General features: G+C 39.2%; 1 protein-coding gene. It reads right to left on the bottom strand.

All coding sequences use genetic code 11. The annotated features are described in order from the left end of the window. Nucleotides 1–257: 257 nt before the first annotated feature. Nucleotides 258–4,296: Ig-like domain-containing protein (locus tag G6W41_RS09935; protein ID WP_194171403.1), on the bottom strand; the 4,039-nt coding region annotated here is incomplete at its 5' end.

Raw genomic sequence — 4,296 nt, 5'->3', positions numbered from 1 at the left:
AAGATTGACTAATAGTTTAACAATTGTAAGTTAAAAGAACAACGATAAGAAAAAGGCTTTATTAACGTTGAAGTTAAAGGTGGTTTCTCGTTTCGTGAGCTGGAATTATATATGAGGGATGCTTAAAAGAAGTTGAAAGATTGTAAAAAATATTTGATAAATTTAAATTTTATTTTTGAGATAGAAATTTGGAGAGCTTCCTTGCTCTCCATTTTGATTTAGCACTGCCATTTAGCAGCAAATTTACATCTATGATATTACATAGGTTGTGTTACTTCGTCTTTGATCTCGACGGTAACAGTTGTTCCTGTAGTATCATTTGTATATGTAGTATAGCCATCAGCTGAGGCACCTTTTTGCCATCCACCATCTTTAAATGCTACTTTGTCTCCAGCATCAGCTGTGATCTTAAGTATATTGTCATTATCTGTTAAATTTATTACATCAGATAGTTTGACATTTAAAGTAGTATTTTGACCCTTGTTAGAGATGTCAAGCTCTTCAAAGTTATGTGCTTTGTTTGCGATATTGCTTAGATCTACATTTGTACCTGGGTTGGTGATAGCTAGTTTATCATAGCCGTCTCCGCCATTGATGTTGCTATTGCCAATAATCTGACCAACTTTTATAGTGTCATCACCAGCACCAAGATTTATAGTAGCACCTACAAGACCATTGGTGCTTACTTCATCATTACCACCTTTGGTTGTAACAGTAGAATTATATATTTGATCATCTACAGTTAGCTTGTTATCGCCAGCACCTAAATCTATAGTAGAATCTGCTCTAACCCAGTGATGAACAGTTACTGTATCATCGCCACTACCAGCTGTAACTTTTGCAGCATCGATGTCTCTTTCTACGGTTAGCTTGTTGTCTCCGCCGCCTAAATTTAATTCAGCACCTCTAAATATGTTACCCCAGCCACCGCCTTTTGTATGGACAGTAATCTCATCATTACCATCTCCAAAAGTTAAGTGTGAGTAGTTAGTTATGGTTTTTACATCTAGCTTATAGTCGTTATTGCCATTTATATGAGACTGAAGTTCAGTATCTCGCATTTTATCACTTTCCAACAATAAGCCAACTCTATTATTTCCCCATACTGCCAAAGTATCAACAACTTGAACAGGTTTAATCTCACGATCTACATATGTAAATTCATCTGTTGCAACATTAGACTTATTGCCAGCATCATCAGTGATATATGCTTTTGCAATTGTCTTTTGTCCATTCAACATACCTATCTTACTTATCATGATAACACCGTTGTTGATAGGAGCTGCTGCGCCTATTGGAGCCATTCCTTTAAGTGACTCGCTAGCGCTTTCGACAACTGCACTATTACCTACTTTTTTCAAGACTATATCACCACTACCCTTAATAGGATCGTCTAGGTGTAAAGTGATCTTATCGCCATCTTCAAAGCTACCGCTCACTTTTAGCTCAAGTGAAGTAGATTTTCTATTTCCATCACTCATATTTTCTTGATATGTTAGTCTGCCATCGTTATTTCCATCTTCGACAAATCTAGCCTCTATAGTTCCTATGGTATTATCGATAGTTATCGCATATCCATCACTTGCGTTGCTGCTAACTCCACCGATGATTGTTTTAGCTGTGAAATTATGCTCGCCGTCATTTAGTGGAGTTTTAGGAGTGAAATTCCAGTTGCCATCTTTGTCAGCCTTAGTTGTGCCCAAAGAGTGTGTGCCATCAAAAATTTCAACTGTAGCAAATTTCTCTGCCTTGCCTTTTAACTCTGGAGTTTTATCGTCAGTCTTGCCATTTTTTGATACATCTCCTGTTGTGCTACCAAAATCATCATATATGGTTGTGATAGTAGGTTCTTGCACATTACTGATGTTTTCAAGGAATACATAGCTAGTGCTAGATACATTTTCATTACCATTAAGTAGTTCATTATCAGGTGTATCAGAGACTTTTGCTGTGACCTCAGTAGCATGAACGAATTTATCGCTAGATATACTCATCATGCCTATGCCAGGTATATCTATGGCATTGTTATTTACTGATGGGATGCCTGCATGTATGACGTGACCACTCGCATCAACCTCGTCAAATGTCACTGTGCCATCAGCTGCTTTATGTGCGATAAATGTCTTCACTTCTGTCGGAGCTGGGTTGTTGCTTGGATATACTTTCACACCAGTGTCTGCATAAATTTTATTAAAGTCAGTTATCGATACTGTTATCTTATCGCCATCGACTATGCCATTTTTTATAACTACACGTGCAGTTGTGTGATCTATATCGCCATCTCTCATAGCTTCTGCTAGTTTCATGCCACCACTGTTTGGATTTGCACCATCGCCAACTTGACTGTTAGTGTATGTTTTATTACCTTCCACAAAAACAACTTCTGGTTCAACCCTGCCCCTATTTGTCCATCTAGGGTTCATACTTACACTTGCATCATCTTCGCCTTTTATGCTTACTTCTATACCACGTGATGTAGTTTTATAAATGACAGCTGTTGGCATATCATGGATATCTATACCAAATTTCTCTCCAGCGCCGTTTGTAGATGTAAGACCTGACTTGATAACTGTCTTGTCAGTAGCTGAAGTGATCTGATCAACTGTCATAGAGCCATCAGCTGCTTTATGAACTAAGAAATACTTATACGCAGTTGTATCTGTGCCACCTGTTGCAGCCAAAGATGCAGCATTAGGTCCAAAACCATATTTTACGGTTATAACGTCGCCATCTTGGACATTATCAGGTAGTGAGATACGTGCTGTGGTGTGGTTGATGTCGCCATCAAGTGCAGCTTCAGCTCTATTATAGCCTTTGACAGTATCAGTGTTCGTAGTTTTCTTATCACTTAGAACATTACCATGGCTATCAAGCTCTACAAATTCAACGTCAGCCATTTTGACATTTTCAAATTTAACGCTTCCTGTTGTCTTAAGAGCTGTGTTATCAAGCTGTGCTGTGATATTGACATTGCTTCCACCAGCTGTATATTTATACGCGATAGTAAAGCCGTTATTGCCGTCAAATACGTTTTTGTTATTACTGTCAGTAACACTTATGACGTTGCCGCTAGCATCTTTATGAACTGTAAATTCACCATCGTTTATACCAGTGCCTGAAATTTTTATCTTGCTACCATCTTTTGCAAGGTTTGGTATGCTGATAGTTGCAGTGGCTTTTGTGCCTTCATCAGCATAGTTCTCAGCTCTTGTAATGATGCCATCAGGTGTAGTATCGTCATTAAATTTGATACTAATCTTATCTGGTGTAGTAGCACTATCTTCACTTGAGTTACCAGCATTATCAGTCACTTTTGCAGTTATAGACGTGCCATCTTTTGTAGCGTTATCGCTAACTACGACCTTACCGCTGTGTGGATCAAGTGTAAAGTCAGTTGCAGGCGCTGTTGTCTTACCTGGAGTGCTATCTACGACCCAGCCAGCACTTGGGTTTTTGACCACAGTGATGGTTTGTGGGTTGCCGTTATTGTCAGTGTATGAAATTTCAACTTTAGATGCATCACCATCATGTGAGACAACGCTAACTGTGCCATCAGGGTTTGGAGTAAGCTCAGCGTGAGGCGGCACAACGTCAGTTGTTGGATTAGAATTTACTGGGTTACTTGAGCCACCATTATCTTCTGCTGTTGCTGTTACAGTAGAGCCTGGAGTAAGTGGGTTATTACCTGGAGTTGGAACAGTCCAGTTACCATTGTTATCTACTGTTGTAGTAGCTGTGCTTCCATCAGGGAATTTAACAGTTACAGTAGTGTTTGGCTCAGCATTAGGAACTTTACCAGATACAGTAGTGTCATCGTTATCAATTGGATTGATTGTTGGATCTTTTGCTGGAGTAACGTCAGTTGTTGGATTAGAATTTACTGGGTTACTTGAGCCACCATTATCTTCTGCTGTTGCTGTTACAGTAGAGCCTGGAGTAAGTGGGTTATTACCTGGAGTTGGAACAGTCCAGTTACCATTGTTATCTACTGTTGTAGTAGCTGTGCTTCCATCAGGGAATTTAACAGTTACAGTAGTGTTTGGCTCAGCATTAGGAACTTTACCAGATACAGTAGTGTCATCGTTATCAATTGGATTGATTGTTGGATCTTTTGCTGGAGTAACGTCAGTTGTTGGATTAGAATTTACTGGGTTACTTGAGCCACCATTATCTTCTGCTGTTGCTGTTACAGTCTCACCTGGTTTAAGTGGGGTATGACCTGAAGTTGGAACTTCCCAGCTACCATCATCATTTACTTTTGCAGTATCTGTGCTTCCATCAGGGAATGTTACAGTT

Source organism: Campylobacter concisus (assembly GCF_015230035.1).
GTDB lineage: Bacteria > Campylobacterota > Campylobacteria > Campylobacterales > Campylobacteraceae > Campylobacter_A > Campylobacter_A concisus_BK.
Note: the sequence above shows the minus strand (reverse complement) of the source record. Positions and strands in the feature narration are given on the sequence as shown.